Origin of the sequence: Variovorax jilinensis, assembly GCF_030316885.1 — a bacterium.
Lineage (GTDB): Bacteria > Pseudomonadota > Gammaproteobacteria > Burkholderiales > Burkholderiaceae_C > Variovorax > Variovorax jilinensis.
In genome coordinates, this window is sequence record NZ_JASZYQ010000002.1 from 479,757 (window position 1) to 496,676 (window position 16,920).

Below are 16,920 nucleotides of genomic sequence, written 5' to 3' on the forward strand. Positions count from 1 at the left end.
GCGAAGCCGGTTCCTCGGTGTTTCGCGAAGGGGGACCTGGCTTCGCCGGTCCCTGGGGAGCGGGAATGTACAAGAAAAGGGCCTGGCGCATTGCCAGGCCCTTTTCCTTTTGCGGCGTGCTGCCGCTATTTCTCGGCGATGACGGTGCGCAGATCCTGTTCCAGGCGCGTCAGTACGGCATCCCGGTCGAAGTGGCGTTCGGCATAGGCGCGCGCGCTCAGGCCGAGTTCGCGGCGCCGCTCGGGCTGGGTCGCGAGGTCGAGCACGGCGTCTGCGAAGGCGCGCGGGCTGTCGGGCGGGACCGCAATGCCGCACTGTGCGGCGACGCGGCCGACTTGCGTGTCGGGGGCGGCGCCGGCGACCACAGGGCGGCCGCTGCTGAGCATGCCGGTGAGGCGCGAGGGCATCACGAGGTCGGCGGCATCGGCGCGTTGCGGCAGCAGGTGGATGTCGGCCATGCCGAGCAGATCGCCGAGGCGCTCGACCGGTTGCAGGTCGAGAAAACGCACGTTCGACATGCCTTCGCAGCGTTTCACGAGATCGGCACGTCCGGCGCCGTTGCCGCAGAAGACGAACTCGAGGCCCGGCTGATCCTTGAGCATGACGGCCATCTCGGCCAGCAGCTCAAGGCCCTGCTTGGCGCCCATGTTGCCGGAATAGAGCGCGACCACCGCGTCGTGTGCGATGCCCAGTTCGGCGCGGTAGGGACTCGGGCCCGTCAGCGGGCGCAGGCCGGCGACATCGGCCCAGTTCTCGAACAGCACGCGCCGCGCGTCATCGGTGCCCTTGGCTGCCGCCATTTGCAGCATGGGCTGCGAGATGGTCGAGATGCGATCGAAGCCGCGCATCAGCGAGCGCTCCACCGAAGCCACGAAGGCGCGCACGCGCCGGCCCTGCAGCAGGCCGAGCTCGAAGGCGGCGTCGACCTCGTAGTCCTGGATGTGCAGCCAGGACTTGGCACCGCGCAGCTTCGCGAATGCCAGCGCCGCCGGCGCGCAGAACAACGGGGGCTCGGTGACGAACACCAGGTCCGGCTTCCAGCGCCACTGCGCCAGAAGCGAGGGAATGCTCGACAACGCGAAGCTGGCGAGGTGAAGCAGGCGCTTGGTGCCGGTCACCTTGCGAGGCACCCAGAGCGGCGTGCGGAAGACCGTCGCGCCCTGCCACTCCTCGCGTGTGTACTGGCCCGCGTTGTAGCCGGGCCAGACCGCCCAGTCGGGGTAATAGGGCGGGGCGGTGACGACGCGCACCTCGTGGCCGCGGGCGGCGAGCCAGGCCACCATCTCGCCGGAGTATTTGCCGATGCCGGTCAGTTCCGGTGCGAAGTTGATTCCGTAGACAAGCAGTTTCATCGATTCTGGCGCCGCATCGCGGCCACGGCGCCGGGCGCCCTGGGAAGGGCCGAGACATCGGACCCGGGCAAATGTTCGGCAATGATGCGCAGCAGCGTGGCGGCGACTTCGCCAACCTGGAAGCGCTGCGCGAAGCTGTGTCGGGCAGCCGCCCGCATTGCCTGCGCTTCCGCCGGCGGCAGGGCCAGCCAGCGCCTGAGGTTGTCGACGGTGCCGGCTTGCGTGTCGGTGGCAACGAGGCCGGCGCCATCCTGCTCGATCTCGCGCCAGATGTTCACCTTGTCGCTGATCAGAACCGGCGTGCCGCAAGCCAGGGCCTCGACCACCGCGATGCCGAAGTTCTCCTGGTGCGATGGCAGACAGAAGGCGTCGGCGGAGCGGAAGGCGCCCCACTTGAGGTCGGCATGCAGCATGCCGGTCCAGGTGATGCGGGGCGCGATTCCGAGCGCGTCGGCGCGGCGCCGGAGTTCTCCGACGAGCGTCTCGTCGCCGGGGCCGGCCATCACGAGGTGCAGGTCGGCGGCATCGGCTGCGACGCGTGCGAAAGCCTCGATCAGCAGGTCGCCGCCCTTCTTCTCATGGATGCGGCCGAGGTAGAGCAGTTGCCGCTTGCCTTGCAGTTCGGGAAAACGGGCCATGAAGGCCGCCTGGGTCGCCGCCTCGGCATCGGGCGGCGGCGCAGCCGTGCCGTAGGAGCCCACCACCTCGTTGGCGCGATAGAGCCAGAACGACTCGCGCGCGAGCAGGCGTTCTTCCTCGCAGGTGAAGAGCACGGCGGCTGCATCGCGCAGCACGCGGTACTCGCCCCAGGGCCAGTAGAGCCACTTCTTGAGGTGCTTGAGCGGATAGCGCTTCTTGAACCACGGGTCGAGCATGCCGTGGGTGTAGACGAAGTAGGGCGTGGTCGAGCCGCGCAGGGCCCGCCATGCCGCCAGGCCCACGTACTGCCACAGGCCGTTGACGATCACCGCGTCGTAGTCGGCCGCATGCGCGCGCAGCCACTCGACCGTGCGCGGGTTGTAGCCGTAGCCGCCGCGCGAAGGGCCCGTCGCATGCACCGGCGCCAGGCAGGCGGCGACGAAGGGCGCGGCCGGGTCGTCGAGGCTCAGCAGTTCGCTGTGGTGGCCGAGCGCCACGAGCGCCTCGTGGATGCGCAGCACGCCTTCGATGGGACCGCCGGTGTTGGGGTCCACCGACGGGATCATCTGAAGCAGCTTCACGATCGGGCTGACGCGCGGGCCGGGAAGAATTCGGCTTGCGGGTACTTGAAGACGAGCAGGCCCATGGCCAGCAGGATGCCCAGCATCCCGTGCGCCGAGAGCTGGCCGATGCTCGACCAGGTGAGCAGCGCGAGCGACACCGCGAGCCACAGCAGGACCGGGTATGGCGAGCGGACGCGGTAGGAAAGAATCAGGCTCTTCGAGACGCCGACCGCGATCACCCCGACCTTGAGCGCGGTGTAGGCATAGCCGAGCAGTCCGCCCTCGAGCAGGATCCGGCCGGCCTCGAACTCGGCAAGGGCAAATTCCTGACTGCCGATGCGCACATAGCTTGCGAGGTTCGATCCCAGCCCGAGGCCCAGGCCCAGCCAGTCGACCCTGTCGTGGACATAGGGCTCGCCGATGAAGATCGTGAGCAGCCGGACCCAGAAGTCCTCGGACTCGGCCGCGGTCTCGAAGCGCTGGCTCGCGATCTCGATGGCGCCGCTGAAGACGAAGAGGAGTACCCCGATCAAGATCACGCCGCCGAACACCGCGAGCGCGGCACGTGTCCGGGCCGGGCCCCTGGCGAACCACAGCCGTCCGAGGAAATAGGCCGGGAGGAACACGATGGCATAGACGATGGTGGCGCGCGATCCGCTCACCAGGCTGCCGGCCACGAGTCCGGCGAGCGCGAGCACCGCGAACAGCGACTGCAACGGATTGCGCTTGCGCGCGGCCAGGACGCCGAAGACCAGCGGTGCGACCAGCGCGAGGTAGGTCGTGTAGCCCAGCGTGAAGCTGAAGAAGCCCGTGGTGCGGACCACGCCCGCGGCCACCAGGAAGATCTCGTCCTCTTCGCCGCCCACCTGGCTGTTGATGCGTGCGCCCGGTGGCGACACCGACTGCACCAGGGCCAGTGGCACCATGATGACGAGGATCCAGACTGCGGTCAGCACCGCCACGCGGTAGTCGGTCTCGTTCATGGCCGCGGCCGCCGCGACCGCGAACCAGATGTAGAGCAGCCAGAAGCGCAGGCCGATCAGCAGGATGATGGGCGAGCTCTGCCCGGCGACCAGCTGGAACAGCCCCCAGGCCACCACCATGCACGACCAGACCAGCAGCACCATCGTGACGCCGCGCTGGCGCTGGAGATGCCCGTGGGTGAAGGCGTAGGCGATCACGTAGATCGCGAGCACGTCGCGCAGCAGCAGCAGCGGGATGGTCGCCGAGGCGCTGCCCCACTTGCGGACCGCGCCCTCGAACACCAGGACCAGCAGCACGCCGATGAAGGCCCGGCCCGCGCGGGTCATCGAGGCGCGACGCGCCACGGGGGGGGCGGCGGGCAGGGAACTCGCAACGGCACTGTTCATCGCACGAAATCCTCAAGCAATCGGCCCGCGCGTTCGCGGTAGTCGGCCCACGAGAACGCCTGGCCGGCGCTTCGAGCTGCCGGGCGGGCGGCGCGCACGCGTTCGGGATTCTCGATCAGCCCGCGCAGCGTGTCATGCAGATCGTCCGCGTCGGGTTCGACGATCCAGCCGCTGCCCGGGTGGTTCTCGATCATGGCCTTGGCGCCGGTCTGGGTCGTGACGATGGCCGGCGTGCCGCAGGCCATGGCCTCGGCGACCACCATGCCGAAGGAATCCGAGCGCGACGGCAGCAGCAGGCAGTCGGCCTGCGCGAGCGCGGCGTAGAGCTCCTTTTGCGGCACGTTGGTCCGGTAGCGGGCGTTGGGCGTGGCCGCCACTTCGGCAATCCACACCGGGTCCTCGACGCCGCCGATGAACTCGAGCTCGTAGCGCAGTCCCTCGGCATGCAGCCGCCGGAAGGCCGCGAGGATGAGGTCGATCGACTTGCGAAGGCACAGCACGCCTGCGAAGACGAAGCGCAGCGGGCCCTCGGAGGGTTGCCACTCGGGCGTGTTGCGCGGGGGCTCGGCACCCAGCAGCAGCGGGTGCAGCTTGTCGCTCGGCACGCCGTTCGCCACGTAGCTTTCGGCCGCCAGTGGCGAGCAGGCGAGGATCATGTCGGCCAGCCGCACCTCCTCGTCCTTGCGCCGGTTGATCTCCGGCGTGTAGGGCGTGTCGAAGCCGCCGAGCAGTTCGAGCGCGGCCTGGTGGTGAAGCGCCGCGGCATCGAGCACGCAGCGCGCGCCCACCGCCTTCGCGGCCCGGAAGGTGTGGAAGGCCGCGTTCTCGTAGGCGACCACGACCTGGGGCCGGTCGCGCATTACCTGGCGTGCGGCCCAGGCATCGAACCAATGGAAGATCCGATGCATGTTGTCGGAGTCGGCCAGGCGCAGGGCGCGCGCCAGGCGCGTCGTGGCCTGGAAGCGCGCCGGATGGCGTCGCAGCGCACGCGGGATGTCGATGGTCCGGATGCGCTGGCGCCAGCGCGCGGGCATCCATCTCGGCGGCGCCTCGCCGGTCTCGATCACGGGCACGCCGGACCAGAATCCCTGCAGCAGCGCCCGCTCGTGCAGCGCCAGCGCCATCTGGTGCGCGTGCTGCAGGACGGGACTGGTGACCAGCACGGTGTTCATCGCTGCGTCCCGAGCCCGTGCGCGGCGGCAGGCGCCGATGCCAGTGGCAGCGACTTGGCCCTGCGTGCCTCGGCATCGAGCTCCAGCAATGCCGCCTGATGGACCGCGATGCAGTGTGGCTGGTACCAGTCGCGGGCCTGCCTGCCGATCAGCGCCGCATCGAACGACGGCTGGCCGACCGACTCGAAGCCGGCCAGATAGTGCCGTCCGGCGACCAGGCCGTCTGCTTCTTCGTACGAGGGCGCCAGCAGCACCGGGCAGGCGCCATGGGCGGCATAGGCCGCGAAGATGCCGCTCTTGGCGACGAAATGCAGTTGATAGGCGACCACGCCATGGCTGGATTCGGACAGCAGCGCGCTCACCGCTTCGGCCGGCAGCTTGCCGTGTACCACGGCCTCGGCCTGGCCGAGCCGGGCCGCAATCAAGGTACCGGCGGCAAAGCTCGCGCCGATGTCGTGGATGCGGAGCCCAAGGCGCTGCGCGCAGCGGAAGATCTCGCCGTCCTGCCAGGCGTAGGCCTTCTCGCGCACCTCGCGCGTCCCGAACACCACCAGTCGCGGCTGGCGCGGCTGGTCGACCGGGTCCGGTTCGCCGACGTTCGAGAAGATCGGCAGCACCCGATGGGGCACTTCGCGCTTCTGCACGCCGTGCAGCCAGCGCGCGGAGCCCTCGCGGCTCGTGATCCAGAAGTCCGCCAGCCCGAGCAGCTCGCGCGCGATGTGCTTCTGCATGCCCGAGACCCAGAAGGCCGAACGCCACGGCGGACCGGTCGCGAACAGCTCGTGGAACACGATGCCGATGTTGTCGAAGCGCGGCCGCATCTCACGCATGGCGCGCAGCAGCCAGAACGGCACGCCGCGCTTCTGGAAGCCGTAGCCGCTGAAATGCAGGCACAGCAGGCGACCGCCATAGCCGTCGATGCGCGAATCGGCCGCGAGTTCCACCACCGGCGCGTCCAGACCCCTGCCCATCAGGTGGGCATAGTCGAAGACGCCGCCAGGTCCCGGAGGAATGACGGAAATGAAGTCGTTGCGCATTCCTAGCTCGACCGCGAAGGGGCGCGGCCTCAGGCGAGCTTTCGCGTCTCGCCGAGCACCTGGGTGCCGCCTTCGTCGAAGCGCACGATGTCGTCATCGCCCAGATAGCCGCCGGTCTGAACCTCGATCACCTCGAGCGAGGTCTTGCCCGCATTCTCGAGCCGGTACACCGCGCCCACGGGGATATAGATCGACTCGTTCTCCTTGACCAGCTGCGCCTTGTCGTCGCACAGAACGCGCGCCGTGCCCTTGACCACCACCCAGTGCTCGGCGCGGTGATGATGCATGCGCAGCGCGAGTCTCGCGCCCGGCTTGACCGTGAGCCGCTTGACCGCGAAGCGGTCGCCGGCGTCGATGCTGTCGTAGGCGCCCCAGGGCCGCGGAATGCGGCGATGCTGCGTCGCCTGGCTCTGGCCTTGCGTGGTCAGGAGCGTGACCACGTCCTTGACCTGCTCGGCGCAGTCGCGGTGCATCACGAGCAGCGCGTCGGGCGTATCGACCACCAGCAGGTCCTTGGTGCCCAGCGCCACCACCGGGCGGCAGGGCGCATGGATGAAGGTGTTGCTCGCGCCCATGGCGTAGCCCTGGCCGCTGATCTGGTTGCCGTCGGCGTCGGCGCCGTGCAGGTCCGCGACCGCGTTCCAGCTGCCGACATCGCTCCAGCGCCCCTGGAACGGAATGACGGCGACACGCTCGCATTTCTCGAGCACCGCGTAGTCGATGCTCTGGCTGCGGCAGCGCGCGAAGGCGGCGCTGTCCATGCGCAGGAAGTCGCCGTCGGGCTGCATGTCGGCAGTGGCCAGGCGGCAGCTGTCGAGGATGTCGTCGGCATGCGCCTGCAGCGCCGCGATCAGCACTTTGGCCTGCACCAGCAGGATGCCGGCGTTCCACAGGTTGCCGCCTTCCAGCAGCAGTTGTTCGGCCCGTTCCGCAGCCGGCTTCTCGATGAAGGCCGCGACCGCATGGCCGGCGTCGTCGCCGAGCGCCGCATCCAGCCTTTCGCCCTGGCGGATGTAGCCATAGGCCGTGCTCGGGAAAGAAGGCTCGACGCCGAAGGCCACGACATGGCCGGCCAGCGCTGCCGGCACACCCTTCAGCACGGTGGCTGCGAAGCGCTCGGGATCGGGAATGTGATGGTCGGCCGGCGCGAACAGCAGCAGCTGCTCGGGGTCGGCCAGAAGCGCCACCGCGGCCATCGCCGCCGCCGTGTTGCGGGCCACGGGTTCGAGCAGCTGCTTGCCGCTCACCTTGGCGTCGTCGATGGCCTCCTGGACCAGGAATCGATGCTCCTCGGCCGCCACGCAGGTCACGTTGGGGTTGAGCAGGCGCAGCCTTTCGAGCGTGAGCACCAGCAGGCTCTTGTTGCCGATCAGCGGCGCGAACTGCTTGGGCAGCGTCTTGCGCGAGAGCGGCCAGAGGCGGGTGCCGCTGCCACCGCACAGCACGACGGGTTGGATCTGGTGAGTCATCGCGAGCCGTCCCCGGTGATCACGGTGCGCACGGTGCGCAGCAGGATCTTGATGTCGAGCCAGAGCGACCAGTTGGTCACGTACTCGACGTCCAGTTCGACCCGGCGCGCATACGACAGCCGGTTGCGGCCGCTGACCTGCCAGAGGCCGGTGATGCCCGGACGCATGGCGCAATAGTGCTCCCAGCCGCGGCCATAGAGGCTGCGCTGGCGTTCCATGCAGGGCCGCGGTCCGACCAGGCTCATGTCGCCCTTCAGGACGTTCCAGAACTGCGGCAGTTCGTCCAGGCTCAGCTTGCGGATGATCTGGCCGATCGGCGTGATGCGGGGGTCCTTCTCGAGTTTCTGGAAGGTGTCCCACTCGGTGCGGGCCATGTCGTTGCGGGTCAGGAATTCGTCGAGCACAGAGTCCGAATTGCGCACCATCGAGCGGAACTTGAAGAAGCGAAAGCGCTGGCCGCGCTCGCCGAGCCGGGTCTGCCAGAAGTGCACGGGCCGGCCCATGCTGACCAGCACCCCGACCGCGACCGCCAAGTAGAGCGGGCCGAAGACGGCGAAGAAGAAGAGTGCGCCGACGATGTCGAGCGTACGTTTTGCGATGCGTTGGGACATGGTCAGCGCACGGGGCCGCGCGAGCACAGGGGGCGCCGAGGGGCCGCCGCCGTCGGGGGAGAAGCGTCTGACCAGGTTGCCGCTGGCGTTCGAATCTGAACGAAACATCTGAAATTCCCCTGTAACGGGTGGTGCCTCAATCTGGAGCGTGGCAGTGTAACGCTTTACTACTATCGGCAAGAATTTGAACATATGTCGCAGACAAAGTAGTGTCAACAAAAGACCTAACTCATCCGCCAAACGGCGTAGGCTGCTTCCCTCTGTACGCGTCGGGCTCGGCGCCGGATGGTGCGCTGCAACAAGTTCTCATCGAGTTGGCAAAGTGTAGTCCTTTTGTATAACAAGTTGTTAACGCAAAGTGAGTCCAGGGTGTTGTTTGTGCGCGCCGTTCGAGATTTCGAGAACTAATACCTATGACCTCGTTTCCCGTTACACGGGCAAGGGCGGGCGGACGACGGTCGAAAACCGTCGAAAACGGTCGATCCGGGCAGATTTGGCGATCCGACGAACGGTAGGGGGAGAAGCCGCAGCCTGCGAACGAGGCCGGGGAAAGCAGACGGCGTCAGGCCGCTGCGGCGGGTCCGCGTGCTGCGGTCCCGCGAAAAAGGGGGAGGCGTGGCGCCTCCCCCTGGCCTCAATGCGAGGCGTTGGCGCCGCGCGCGGCGTCCTCGAAGGGCAGGGCCATCGCGCCGAGGTCACGACGGGTTTCCACCAGCACCAGCGGGCCTTCGTCGGTCACGACCACAGGTGGGCGCTCGCGCGGCACGTGCACGGGCCGGGGCTCGGCCGCGATGGCAGCGCGAACCTCGGCCACGCGCTCGGCGTCCGAGTTGATCCAGTGCAGACCCGAGCCCTCCGCCACCTGCGCGAGTTCGTCGAGCGGCAACTGGAACGGCACCACCTTCGGCAGCGCACGTGCGGACGGCGCCGCAGCCGGCTGGACCGCGATCGGCGCGATCGGGGCGGGCGGCACGGCCGGTGCCGGGCGTTCGGCGCGCGGGGCGACAGGCGCCGGTTCGGTCGCTTCGACCGGCGTTGCTGACGCCGGGAAGGCGGCAGCGCCGGCATCCGCGCCATTCAGGGACTCGGCAGGGCCGGCTTCGGCACCTTCCTCGCGCGGCGCCCGTTCACGACGATCGCGGCCGTAGCGATCCCGCGAGCGACCGCGTCGCTGCTCGTCGCCTTCCCGGCGCGGGGCGGCGGCGTCGAAGCCCGCTTCCTCGTTCGAGATCGCGGCAGCGCCGGCATGGGCCGGAGCCTCCGTGCCCCCTGCTTCGCCGTTGAGCGCGGAAACGCCCTCGTTGCGACGCTCACGACGGCCATCGCCACGATCGCCACGATCACCGCGCGGTGCGCGCTCCTCGCGCGGGGCGCGCTCTTCACGCGGGCCACGGTCGTCGCCGCGGCCGTTGCGCGGAGCGCGTTCGGCAGTCGCACCTTCCGGTGCGCCTTCGCCACCGTCGGCGGCGGGCCGCCCGGAGTCGCCATTGCGCTCGCGGTTGCCATCGGCGCTGCGTTCGCCGCGCTCGCTACCGCGCTCGCCACGTTCGCCACCGCGTTCACGGCGCTCGCCACGACCGCGCGGGGCGCGATCGGCCGGCGCACCGGCTTCGTCGCCGTTGCCGACGCCGTTCACGCCGTTGGCGTCCGCCAGGGCCAGGGCCTGGGCCTCGAGCTGGACATCGGCACCTTCCGCGGCCTGCGGACGGCCTTCGCCGTCACGGCGCTCGCCGCGACCGCGGCGTTCGCCGTCGCGCGGGCCACGACCCTCGCGCGGCTCGCGCTGTTCACGCGGCTCGCGGGGTTCGCGGGGTTCACGCACCTCGCGCGGCTCGCGGACCTGCGCATCGCTGCGGGCCTCGGCGCGCGGCTCACGGCCCTCGCGCCCTTCACGGCCTTCACGTCGTTCCCCCGAGCGGCCATTGCGGCGTTCGCCATCGCGGCCGCCGCGGCCCTCGCCGCGACCGTCGCGGCCTTCGCCGCCACGTCCGCCGCGGCGCTGCTCGCCACCGCCTTCGCGTGCTGCACGGCCTTCGCCGTCACGACCGCCGCCGCGGCCATCGCGGCGCGGCTTCGGCGCTTCCACCGGGATCACGGCGGCCGGAGCCGGTGCCGGAGCGGCTGCCGGCGCGGCGCCGAACAGGCTCTTGATCCAGCCGAACAGGCCCGATTCCGCCGACCTGGCGGGTGCGGCGGCCACCGGGGCCACCGGCGCGGGTGCCGGCGCCGCCACCGGCGGGCGCACGACTTCGGGCTTGGGCACCGCCACCGGCGCCGGGGCGTCGGGCAGCACGCCCTTGATCACCGGCGTCTGCTTGTTGGTCGGCTCCTGCGAGCGGCGCGTGACCGAGGTCGGATCCTCGATCTCGTCGGCCATCTTGTAGCTGGCCTCGATGTGGTCGAGGCGCGGATCGTCGTGCTTGAGGCGCTCGAGCTTGTAGTTGGGCGTCTCGAGCGTCTTGTTCGGCACCATCAGCACGGTCACGCGCTGCTTGAGCTCGATCTTGGCGATCTCGGGGCGCTTCTCGTTGAGCAGGAAGGACGCCACCTCGACCGGCACCTGGACGTGCACGGCGGCCGTGTTGTCCTTCATCGACTCTTCCTGAATGATGCGCAGGATCTGCAGCGCGCTCGATTCGGTGTCGCGGATGTGGCCCGAGCCGCCGCAGCGCGGGCAGGGGATGGACGAGCCTTCGCTGAGCGCCGGCTTCAGGCGCTGGCGGCTCATCTCCATCAGGCCGAACTTGCTGATCGAGCCGAACTGGACGCGTGCGCGGTCCTGGCGCAGCGCGTCGCGCAGGCGGCTTTCCACTTCGCGACGGTTCTTCGACTCGTCCATGTCGATGAAGTCGATGACGATCAGGCCGCCGAGATCGCGCAGGCGCATCTGGCGCGCCACTTCGTCGGCGGCTTCCAGGTTGGTGCGGGTGGCGGTCTCCTCGATGTCGCCGCCCTTGATGGCGCGCGCCGAATTGACGTCGACCGAAACCAGCGCCTCGGTGTGGTCGATCACGATCGCGCCGCCGCTCGGCAGCTGCACCGTGCGGGCATAGGCCGATTCGATCTGGTGCTCGATCTGGAAACGGCTGAACAGTGCCGCGTCGTCGCGGTAGCGCTTCACGCGCGCCGCATGTTCCGGCATCACGTGCGCCATGAACTGCTGCGCCTGGTCGTAGATGTCGTCGGTGTCGATCAGGATGTCGCCGATGTCGTGATTGAAGTAGTCACGGATGGCGCGGATCACCAGCGAGGATTCCTGGTAGATCAGGAAGGCGCCCTTGGCGCCCTTGGCAGCGCCGTCGATGGCGCTCCAGAGCTTGAGCAGGTAGTTCAGGTCCCACTGGAGCTCGGGCGCCGAGCGGCCGATGCCCGCGGTGCGCGCGATGATGCTCATGCCCTTCGGGTATTCGAGCTGGTCCATCGCTTCCTTGAGCTCGGCCCGGTCGTCGCCCTCGATGCGCCGGCTGACGCCGCCGCCGCGCGGGTTGTTCGGCATCAGCACGACGTAGCGGCCGGCCAGCGAGATGAAGGTGGTGAGCGCCGCGCCCTTGTTGCCGCGCTCTTCCTTCTCGACCTGCACGACCAGTTCCTGGCCTTCGCGGATCGCGTCCTGGATGCGCACCTGGCTGGCCGAGACGCCTTCGGCGAAGTACTGCTTGGAGATTTCCTTGAACGGCAGGAAGCCGTGGCGGTCTTCGCCGTAGTCCACGAAGCAGGCTTCCAGCGAAGGCTCGACGCGCGTGACGACGGCCTTGTAGATGTTGCCCTTGCGCTGCTCGCGCCCTTCGATCTCGATCTCGTAGTCGAGGAGCTTCTGTCCGTCGACGATGGCCAGGCGGCGCTCTTCAGGCTGCGTGGCGTTGATCAGCATCCGTTTCATGATGCGTTGTCCTTATGTCTGTTCGTATCGTTCTTGCGGTCCGTGAAGGACCCAACGATGCACTGACGACGTCGCACGAAACGAAGGAATTGCCGCTCGGGCCCTGGCTGCTGGGGTCGTTCGCGCCGGGCGCGCAAGACCGCATCGAATGTTCAGCTCGATGTCAGACGGGGCGGGGGCGCATGGATGGGGGCGAGCCCGAAAGGATGTCGATTCGCTATGTTTTTTATAGCGATTGGCGCAATGGTGGCGCGCACTTCTGGCGATTCAATGCCTGGACTCGCCGGCATCAGCCAGCGCAGGAGCAGTTGAATCAGCAGCATCAACACTAGGTACTCGCTTCGATCCGCCGGCAGCTTGGAGGCTACCGGCTGGGTATTCCGTATCGGTGTTTCGTGGGCGTCGGCTTGACTCCGGAGCAGGGTTCGCCGCCTTGCGCTCTTGCGCGTGGCTGGCGGACGCTGCCTCAAAGCGGCATCGACCTCACAGCGCTTCCTGCGGTGCTCTAAACTTCTGCTTAATCAAGCACTTACAAGTCCGCGCTGGTGAAAAACATTATAGGTGCGAAGCCGGAAGCCGCGGCAGCCGAAGTTCGCTTTCTGACGGTCGACGAGAATTCCGCCGGCCAGCGGCTGGACAATTACCTGTTCCGTCATCTGAAAGGCGTACCCAAGACCCACGTCTACCGGATCATCCGATCGGGTGAGGTGCGCATCAACAAGGGCCGCGCCCAGGCCGAGTCGCGGCTGGCGGAAGGCGACCTCGTGCGCCTGCCACCGGTGCGCGTGGCGAGCCGCACCGAGGCCGATGCGGCACAGGCCGCCGTGCCCGGCCGCGAGTTCCCGCTGCTGCTGGAAGACGACGCCATGCTCGCGATCGACAAGCCCGCGGGCGTGGCGGTGCACGGCGGCAGCGGCGTGAGTTTCGGCGTCATCGAGCAGCTGCGCCGCGCCCGGCCGGCGGCGCGCTTCCTCGAACTGGTGCACCGGCTCGACCGCGAGACCTCCGGCGTGCTGCTGGTGGCCAAGAAGCGCAGCGCCCTGGTGGCGCTGCAGGACCAGTTCCGCGACCGCGAGACCGGCAAGACCTACCTCGCGCTGGTCGAGCGCGACTGGCCGGCCAACAGGAAGGTGCTCGACGCCCCGCTGGCCAAATACCTGCTGCCGGGGCCCGATGGCGCGGCCGACGGCGGCGAGCGGCGCGTGCGCGTGGTCGCCAAGGACCATCCGGATGCGATGCGGGCCGTCACGCTGGTGCGGGTGCTGGCGCGCTTCGCCCTGGCCGGCGAGGCGGCCGGCTGCTCGCTGCTCGCCGTCACCATCAAGACCGGCCGCACCCATCAGATCCGCGTGCACCTGGCCTCGGCCGGCCATCCGATCGCGGGTGACGACAAGTACGGCGTCTTCGAACGCAACAAGGCATTGCAAAAGCGCGGCCTCAAGCGCATGTTCCTGCATGCGTGGCGGCTGCAGTTCACCCATCCCGTGAGCGCCGAACGCATCGCGCTGCAGGCCGACCTGCCGCCCGAGCTGCAGGCGCTGTTGCCCCAGGCCGTGCGCGAGACGCTGGCCCTCCATCCCTTCGCCCAGCCCCATGACTGACTCCCGACCCCGCCGCTTCGACCTCATCGCCTTCGACTGGGACGGAACGCTCTACGACTCCACGCGGCTGATCACGCGCTGCATCCAGGCCGCCGTGGTCGACGTCGGCGGCGCCCGTCCGAGCGACAACGACGCCGCCTGGGTCATCGGCCTGGGCCTGGCCGAGGCGCTGGCCCGCGCCGCGCCCGATGTCCCGCGCGAGAAGTACGCCGAACTCGGCCATCGCTACCGGTATCACTTCCTGCAGCACCAGGATGACCTCGTGCTGTTCGACGGCGTGCTGCCGATGCTCGACGCGCTGAGCGCGCGCGGCCACCGGCTGGCGGTCGCCACCGGCAAATCGCGCCGCGGCCTCGACGAGGCGCTCGGCACGGCTGCACTGCGCGACCGCTTCGACGCCTCGCGCACCGCCGACGAGACCTTCGGCAAGCCGCACCCGCGCATGCTGCTCGAGCTGATGGAAGAGCTCGACGTGCCGGCCGCGCGCACGCTGATGATCGGCGACACCACGCACGACCTGCAGCTGGCGCTGAACGCCGGCTGCGCGAGCGTCGGGGTGAGCTACGGCGCGCACGAGCCCGAGGCCTTCGAGGCGCTGGGCCCGCTGCATGTGGCCCATTCCGTCCCCGAGCTGGCCCAATGGCTGGCGGACAATGCCTGACCCAGTCATGAGCGACGAAGCCATTCCCCTGTGCAACGCTGCCGATTTGGTCGAGGGCGGCAACGCGGTGGGCTTCGACGTGGTGTTCGGCGGCGAGAGCTGCCGAGCCTTCGCGGTGCGCTTCGAGGGTCTGCCGCACGCCTACCTGAACCGTTGCACCCACGTGGCGATGGAGATGGACTTCCAGCCCGACCGCTTCTTCGACGACAGCGGCCAGTGGCTGCTGTGCGCGACCCACGGCGCGGTCTACCGCCCCGACAGCGGCGAGTGCGCGGGCGGCCCGTGCCGCGGCGGGCTCGTGAAGATCCCCCTCAGCGAGCGCGACGGCGTGGTGCACTGGCATACTTCCTGGAACCTCCAGCCGCTGGCTTTCTGAAGCACCAATGACCGATTCCAACCGCACGGAACCCGAGGGTTTCGAGCCTTTCGAGCGCCCGGCGCCGATCTCCACGACACACATGGCCAAGAACGATTCGACGCATTCCCCGGGATGGGAGCGCGCCACGCTCGAGAAACTCGCCTTCGCGGCGGTACGCGAGCAGCGCGCCACGCGCCGCTGGAAGACCTTCGTGCGCCTCAGCTGGCTGGCCTTCTTCGTCTTCCTGGTCTGGTTCGCGATGTCGCGCGGCGCGCCAGCCACCGCCAAGACCACGGCCCACACCGCCGTGGTCGAGATCAAGGGCGAGATCGCCGCCGGCGCCGATGCCAGCGCCGAATTCGTGGTCGCCGCCATGAAGGCCGCGTTCGAGGACGACGGCGCCAAGGGCATCGTGCTGCTGATCAACTCGCCGGGCGGCAGCCCGGTGCAGGCCGGCATCATCAACGACGAGATCCGGCGCATGCGTGCCAAGTACAACAAGCCGATCTATGCGGTGGTCGAGGAGACCTGCGCCTCGGCCGCGTACTACATCGCTGCCGCCACCGACCAGATCTACGTCGACAAGGCCAGCATCGTCGGCAGCATCGGCGTGCTGATGGACGGCTTCGGTTTCACGGGCCTCATGGACAAGGTCGGCGTCGAGCGCCGGCTGATCACCGCTGGCGACAACAAGGGCTTCCTGGACCCGTTCAGCCCCATCAAGGAGGGCCAGGTGGCGCACGCGCAGCAGATGCTCGACCAGATCCACGCCCAGTTCATCGAGGTCGTGAAGGCTGGCCGCGGCGACCGCCTCAAGACCAGCGCGCCGGGCCTCTTCAGCGGCCTGTTCTGGACCGGTCAGGAGTCGATCGGTCTGGGCCTGGCCGATCACCTCGGCAACGTGGACCTGGTGGCGCGCGACGTCATCAAGGCCGAGGAAGTCATCGACTACACGCGGCGCGAGAACGTGGCAGAGAAGCTGGCCAAGAAGTTCGGTGCCGCGCTCGGAGACGCGACGGTCCGCGCCATGCGCACCATGCCGACGCTGCGCTGAGACCGGATCAGTCGGCTCCGCCGTAGCGCGCCGACGCCGCCAGCGCGATGGCGAATGCCACGACCAGGTACAGCGCGTGGGTCAGCGAGCTGGCCTGCGCCAGGAAGCCGATCACCGGCGGGCCGGCCATGAAACCCAGGTAGGCCGCGGCTGAGACCGCCGCGATGCCGCGTGCCGGTTCCACGCCCGGCACGCGCGCCGAGGCCGCGAAAAGAATGGGCACCACGTTCGCGAAGCCGATGCCGACCCCCGCAAAGCCCGCCAGCGCAAGCCATGGAATGTCGGTCAGCAGCACCAGCGTCATCGAGGCCGCAGCCAGCAGCGCACTGCTGCGCAACAGAAGGGCGGGCGCGAAGCGGGCCCGCATCGCGTCGCCGCCGAAGCGTGCCAGTGCCATCGCGGCCGAGAAGCTGGCATAGGCGAGCGCAGCCTGCTGATGCGGGCTGCCGATCTCCTGGCGCATGTAGAGCACGCTCCAGTCGTAGATCGCGCCCTCGGCGATCAGGCCCAGCGCCGCCAGCAGCCCGAGCAGCGCCAGCGTGCCGCGCGGCAGCCGGAAGCCGCCGTCGCCGGCCGCGAAGGCGGTGGCGGCGCGCGGCAGCATCGAGCGCGCGGCCAGCAGCACCGCGCAGGCCATGAGGACAGCCACCAAGAGCAGGTGCCAGTGCGGCCGCAGGCCGGCCGCCAGCGCCGCGCTGCCCGTGACCGCGCCGACCATGCCGCCAAGGCTGAACATGCCGTGCATGCCGCTCATCAGCGGCCGGCCCTCGCGCAATTCGAGCTGCGCTGCCTCGGTGTTGATCGCGACGTCGAAGACGCTGGTCACGACGCCGAACACCGCCAGCAGCGCCAGCAGCGCCGCGAAGCCCGGCATCGCGAGCAGGCCGGCGAGCAGCAGGGCATAGACCGTTCCGCAGACCATCGTCGTGTGGCCGGCGCCGTGGCGCCCGATCCAGCGGCTGGCCTGGGTCAGGCCCAGCAGCGCGCCGCAGCCGGCGGCCAGCATCGCGAGGCCCAGCTGCGCCTCGTCGATGCCGTAGTGCGACTTGACGGTCGGTATGTGAACGCCCCAGGTCGCGAAGACGAAGCCGGAGCAGAAGAACTGGGCGCGCGCGGCCCAGCGCATGCGGATCGAAACGTTCATCGAGGCAGC

The 16,920-nt window shown here is 69.1% G+C and carries 13 protein-coding genes; 4 read left to right on the plus strand and 9 right to left on the minus strand.

All coding sequences use genetic code 11. The annotated features are described in order from the left end of the window. Nucleotides 1-125: 125 nt before the first annotated feature. The 8 genes from QTH87_RS09305 to QTH87_RS09340 form a co-directional block, all read right to left on the minus strand. Nucleotides 126-1,352, minus strand: coding sequence for a glycosyltransferase WbuB (locus tag QTH87_RS09305; protein WP_286608628.1), 1,227 nt, complete (start codon nucleotides 1,350-1,352; stop codon nucleotides 126-128). Then, nucleotides 1,349-2,572, minus strand: a complete 1,224-nt coding sequence (locus QTH87_RS09310) for a glycosyltransferase (RefSeq protein WP_286608629.1) — start codon at nucleotides 2,570-2,572, stop codon at nucleotides 1,349-1,351. The genes QTH87_RS09305 and QTH87_RS09310 overlap by 4 nt, the downstream gene beginning before the upstream one ends. Continuing rightward, a complete protein-coding gene (locus QTH87_RS09315; protein WP_286608630.1) occupies nucleotides 2,569-3,924 on the minus strand; it encodes a hypothetical protein in 1,356 nt (451 codons plus the stop codon). Before QTH87_RS09315 ends, QTH87_RS09310 begins: the two co-directional genes overlap by 4 nt. Further along, nucleotides 3,921-5,096 (minus strand): glycosyltransferase family 4 protein, encoded by a 1,176-nt coding sequence (locus tag QTH87_RS09320; RefSeq protein ID WP_286608631.1) that lies wholly within the window; start codon nucleotides 5,094-5,096, stop codon nucleotides 3,921-3,923. Before QTH87_RS09320 ends, QTH87_RS09315 begins: the two co-directional genes overlap by 4 nt. After that, nucleotides 5,093-6,133 carry a hypothetical protein gene (locus QTH87_RS09325; protein WP_286608632.1) on the minus strand — a complete coding sequence of 347 codons (1,041 nt, stop codon included), beginning with the start codon at nucleotides 6,131-6,133 and terminating at the stop codon, nucleotides 5,093-5,095. Before QTH87_RS09325 ends, QTH87_RS09320 begins: the two co-directional genes overlap by 4 nt. Nucleotides 6,134-6,162: 29 nt before the next feature. Next, entirely contained in the window at nucleotides 6,163-7,602 is a 1,440-nt protein-coding gene (locus QTH87_RS09330) for a mannose-1-phosphate guanylyltransferase/mannose-6-phosphate isomerase (RefSeq protein WP_286608633.1), read from the minus strand. Next, a complete protein-coding gene (locus QTH87_RS09335; protein ID WP_286608634.1) occupies nucleotides 7,599-8,321 on the minus strand; it encodes a sugar transferase in 723 nt (240 codons plus the stop codon). The genes QTH87_RS09330 and QTH87_RS09335 overlap by 4 nt, the downstream gene beginning before the upstream one ends. 526 nt (nucleotides 8,322-8,847) lie before the next feature. Then, on the minus strand, nucleotides 8,848-12,093 hold the full coding sequence (locus tag QTH87_RS09340) for an Rne/Rng family ribonuclease (RefSeq protein ID WP_286608635.1): 3,246 nt from the start codon (nucleotides 12,091-12,093) through the stop codon (nucleotides 8,848-8,850). A 545-nt stretch (nucleotides 12,094-12,638) separates the two neighbouring features. Between QTH87_RS09340 and QTH87_RS09345 the strand changes: the two genes are divergently transcribed. Genes QTH87_RS09345 through QTH87_RS09360 form a run of 4 tightly spaced genes read left to right on the plus strand, consistent with a single transcriptional unit; the run spans nucleotide 12,639 to nucleotide 15,767 of the window. Continuing rightward, nucleotides 12,639-13,694: an RluA family pseudouridine synthase gene (locus tag QTH87_RS09345; protein ID WP_286608636.1), complete on the plus strand. Its 1,056-nt coding sequence runs from the start codon at nucleotides 12,639-12,641 to the stop codon at nucleotides 13,692-13,694. Then, nucleotides 13,687-14,355, plus strand: a complete 669-nt coding sequence (locus QTH87_RS09350) for an HAD-IA family hydrolase (protein WP_286608637.1) — start codon at nucleotides 13,687-13,689, stop codon at nucleotides 14,353-14,355. Before QTH87_RS09345 ends, QTH87_RS09350 begins: the two co-directional genes overlap by 8 nt. 7 nt (nucleotides 14,356-14,362) lie before the next feature. Next, nucleotides 14,363-14,731, plus strand: a complete 369-nt coding sequence (locus QTH87_RS09355; protein ID WP_286608638.1) for a Rieske (2Fe-2S) protein — start codon at nucleotides 14,363-14,365, stop codon at nucleotides 14,729-14,731. 7 nt (nucleotides 14,732-14,738) lie between these two features. Then, the gene (locus QTH87_RS09360) at nucleotides 14,739-15,767 is read left to right on the plus strand and encodes a S49 family peptidase (RefSeq protein WP_286608639.1); all 1,029 of its coding nucleotides are present in this window, start codon (nucleotides 14,739-14,741) and stop codon (nucleotides 15,765-15,767) included. A gap of 7 nt (nucleotides 15,768-15,774) precedes the next feature. Here QTH87_RS09360 and QTH87_RS09365 read toward each other — a convergent pair whose 3' ends face one another. Beyond that, nucleotides 15,775-16,911, minus strand: a complete 1,137-nt coding sequence (locus QTH87_RS09365) for an MFS transporter (RefSeq protein ID WP_286608640.1) — start codon at nucleotides 16,909-16,911, stop codon at nucleotides 15,775-15,777. Nucleotides 16,912-16,920 lie beyond the last annotated feature (9 nt).